We start from the raw sequence: 3,577 nt of genomic DNA on the forward strand, positions 1-3,577 counted from the left end.
CAGTGCATCTGGTCGATGTCGAGAAGCGCGAATACCGCGAATCGCTGCTGCAGGACATCTATGACGCCGCCCGCCTCGTCGAAGGGCTCGACAACATCCATTTCTTCCAGCGGCCGATGGTGCCGCGCGACATTCCCGACCCGCTCGAAATGGACTTCAACACGCTCTATGCCTGCGTGATGGGCACGTCCAAGCATGTCGGCACCTCATTCACGGTACGCGAGAACGTGCAGCCGGCGCTCGAAATGCTTTATGCAATTGCCGGCGGCGAGGAGAATTTCCGCGCCCGGCCGTTCGTGTCGAATTCCAACTGCTTCGTCGTGCCGCCGATGAAGTTCGCCGAGGACGCCTGCGGCGTGCTCGAAGCCTGCGTCGAGGGCGGCATCCCGATTCTCCTGCTGTCGGCCGGCCAAGCCGGCGCCACGGCGCCTGCGGCGATTGCCGGTGCGGTGGTACAGGCGGTGGCTGAAGTGCTGGCCGGTCTGGTCTACGTCAACGCCATCAAGCCGGGCCATCCGGCGATCTTCGGCACCTGGCCGTTCGTGTCGGATCTGCGCACCGGCGCCATGTCCGGCGGTTCGGCCGAGCAGGCGGTGCTGACCTCGGCCTGCGCGCAGATGGCGCAATTCTACGATCTGCCCGGCGGCTCAGCCGCCGGGATGACGGATTCGAAATTGCCCGACATCCAGTCCGGCTATGAAAAGGGCATCACCGATGTGATGGCCGGCCTTGCCGGGCTCAATCTTGTCTATGAATCGGCCGGCATGCACGCTTCGCTGCTCGGCTTCTGCCTGGAAAGCCTGATCATCGACAATGACATGCTCGGCCACTGCCTGCGCTGCGTGCGCGGCATCGAGGTGACGGACGAGGCGCTGTCGATCGACACCATCGCCGATGTCTGCCTGAAGGGACCGGGGCACTATCTCGGCAATGAGCAGACGCTGCGGCTGATGCAGACCGAGTATTTTTACCCCGCCGTCGGCGATCGCTTTTCGCCCAAGGAATGGAACGAAAAGGGCCGGCCCGACATCTTGCAGCGGGCGATCATCGAGAAGAAACGCGTGCTTGCCGAGCGCTTTCCGCGCCATGTGCCGAAGCTGATCGACGACAAACTGCGCGCCCGCTTTGGCGAGATGATCAAACTGCCGCGCGGCAGCATGGGCGGCTAAAGAGCGCTCGCCGGAACAGTTATTCGGCGCTCAGCCCGTACCGCTCGACGACCTCGGCATTGATCAGTTTGGCGTGCAGCGCCATCAGCACGATTTGCGCATCGAAACTGTCGCCGGCCTGCACCGCGGCCTCGACCCGGCGCTCCACCTCCTGCCGCTGCTGCAAGCCATGGGAGCTTTCGAATGTTTCAGGCCCGGCGATGCAATAGCTGAACAGCCGCGCCACTTCCGCATAGGCTTGGCTGGGCGGCTCGTCGGGCCAATGATCCTTCATCAGATTGACGATGGTGAGTTTCACGCCCTCCGGCACGAGGGCGGGATGAAGGTCGGCGCCACGCAATGCGGCGTCGAGCTGCCTGAGATCGCCCGAGCGGCCGAACAGTCCGAGGAAGCCGAGAGAAGAGCGTCGTCCCGCCATGAGTCCCAATCCGTTTCCAACCACTTAGGTGGTTCGCAAGCGGAATACAAAGGAAGGCGGACATCTAAAGCGTGTCGCGTCTGAATGGATTCAGACGACCCGCTGTCTTTGTTTTGATGCATGTCGTTCTCCCAAAACCGAGGTCACTTTTGGGCGACATGCATTAGCCACCCGCCGCCAACAGCAAGACACCGGCCAGGGCGCATGCGGCGAGCGTCGGCAGCATGCCGATTTTCAGCTTCAGGATGGCGATCATGGCAGCACCCGAAAGCAGCGCCGCGCGCCAGTCGATCGACGAAAACACCGGCACATTCATGCCGAGACCCGTCGCGTGCACCTCACGGAAGATGACGTGCAAGGCAAACCACAAAGCGAGATTCATGATCACCCCGACAACGGCGGCGGTGATCGCGCCAAGTGCTGCCGACAAGGCCTTGTTGCCGCGCAGGGCCTCGATGTAGGGCGCGCCGAGGAATATCCAGAAGAAGCACGGCGTGAACGTCACCCACAAAGTGAGCAACGCGCCCAGCGATCCGGCAAGCAGCGGGTCCAGCGGTCCGGCGTGGCGGAACGCGGCGATGAAACCGACAAACTGCAGCACCAGGATGAGCGGACCTGGCGTCGTTTCGGCAAGCCCGAGACCATCGACCATTTCACCCGGCGCCAGCCAGCCGAAGGACTGGACGGCTGCCTGCGCGACATAGGCGAGGACCGCATAGGCGCCACCGAAGGTGACGACCGCCATGAGACTGAAGAACCGGCCTATCTCGGTCCAGACGCTTGCAGAGCCGGTGAACCACCAGACCACAAGAACAGGCCCGAGCCAGATCGGCAGCCAGATGGCGACAGTGCGCGGTGCATGCCATCTGGTCGGTTTGACATGGGCCAGTTCGCCGCGTTCGAACATCAGGTCGACCGCTCCCTTGAAGTCGGCAACATCGCCCTTGCCATGTGCCGAGCCGGAAAACAGGCCGGGAGCAATGCGGTCCCCCAGCCATCCGGTCAGGCCGGCGAGCAGGACGATGAGTGGGAACGGCACATTCAAGGCATAGATGGCGATGAACGCCGCGACCGCTATCGACATCATGACGCGGTTCTTGAGGGCGCGCCGTCCGATCCGGATCACCGCCTCGATGACGATGGCAAGCACCGCCGCCTTCACCCCGAAAAACAGCGCCGCGACGAGAGGCATGTCGCCATAGAGGACGTAGAGGCTGCTCAAGGCGAGCATGACGAGCGCACCCGGCACGACGAACAGGATGCCTGCGACAAGGCCACCGATCGTCCTGTGCAGCAGCCAGCCGATGTAGATGGCAAGTTGCTGGGCTTCCGGGCCAGGCAGCAGCATGCAGTAATTCAGCGCGTGCAGGAAACGCTGCTCGCCGATCCAGCGCCTCTCCTCCACCAGTTCCTTGTGCATCAAGGCGATCTGCCCGGCAGGCCCGCCGAAGCTGAGCAATCCGATCTTCGCCCAGACTTTCGTGGCTTCCGTAAAGGTTGGTGCAGCCGGCATCGGGACCTTTCCTGCTGTATCTACCGGGGCAAGAGCGCTCATGTCGGTTTACCTACAGCGGGCCAGTTGTGCGTTTCTTCGGTGGCGTCGCGACACCAGCGGAAGAACGCATCGTAGAGCAGCATGCCTGCTTCCAGTTGTTCCAGATCGTCGCGGAACATCCGCGAGAGACCAAGCGAGGCAGCCAGAAAGCCGGCCGCCTGGGGCACAAGGTCGAGGCTTGCGGTGTCGGCCGCGCGCACGATTGCGGCAAGGCGATCGAGCGCCTCGGATTCCAGCCCGAACTCCTCGATCATGGTGTCGAAGGTGCAACGCTCGCCTCGATGGCTCCAGAACACATTGTCGATGTCGAAAGGCGCGGCCTGAAAACGGTCGGCCACAGCCAGTACTTCAGCGGGTTCGACAAACAGGAACACCGCGTCGGGGTCGAGGAAACGCCGGATCAGCCATGGGCAAGCGATGCGGTCGACCTTCGGG

4 protein-coding genes are annotated in these 3,577 nt (G+C 62.9%); 1 reads left to right on the plus strand and 3 read right to left on the minus strand.

The window, feature by feature from the left end:
- On the plus strand, positions 1 to 1,169 hold a 1,169-nt coding region (locus EN935_RS26695; RefSeq protein WP_127373780.1), incomplete at its 5' end, for a trimethylamine methyltransferase family protein.
- Between the two features lie 19 nt (positions 1,170 to 1,188).
- Here the strand turns inward: EN935_RS26695 and EN935_RS26700 are convergent.
- The 3 genes from EN935_RS26700 to EN935_RS26710 form a co-directional block, all read right to left on the minus strand.
- Positions 1,189 to 1,587, minus strand: coding sequence for a hypothetical protein (locus tag EN935_RS26700; RefSeq protein WP_127264647.1), 399 nt, complete (start codon positions 1,585 to 1,587; stop codon positions 1,189 to 1,191).
- A gap of 163 nt (positions 1,588 to 1,750) precedes the next feature.
- Positions 1,751 to 3,100 (minus strand): chromate transporter, encoded by a 1,350-nt coding sequence (gene chrA, locus EN935_RS26705; protein ID WP_245489059.1) that lies wholly within the window; start codon positions 3,098 to 3,100, stop codon positions 1,751 to 1,753.
- Between the two features lie 38 nt (positions 3,101 to 3,138).
- Positions 3,139 to 3,577: chromate resistance protein ChrB domain-containing protein (locus tag EN935_RS26710; RefSeq protein WP_206534572.1), on the minus strand; the 439-nt coding region annotated here is incomplete at its 5' end.

Origin of the sequence: Mesorhizobium sp. M7D.F.Ca.US.004.03.1.1 (assembly GCF_003998635.1) — a bacterium.
In the GTDB taxonomy this organism is placed as follows: Bacteria; Pseudomonadota; Alphaproteobacteria; order Rhizobiales; family Rhizobiaceae; genus Mesorhizobium; species Mesorhizobium loti.

Excerpts from the sequence above, each read along its gene's own strand:
- chrA (WP_245489059.1), bottom strand. The coding sequence starts at position 3,100 with ATGCCGGCTGCACCAACCTTTACGGAAGCCACGAAAGTCTGGGCGAAG.
- EN935_RS26700 (WP_127264647.1), bottom strand. The coding sequence starts at position 1,587 with ATGGCGGGACGACGCTCTTCTCTCGGCTTCCTCGGACTGTTCGGCCGC.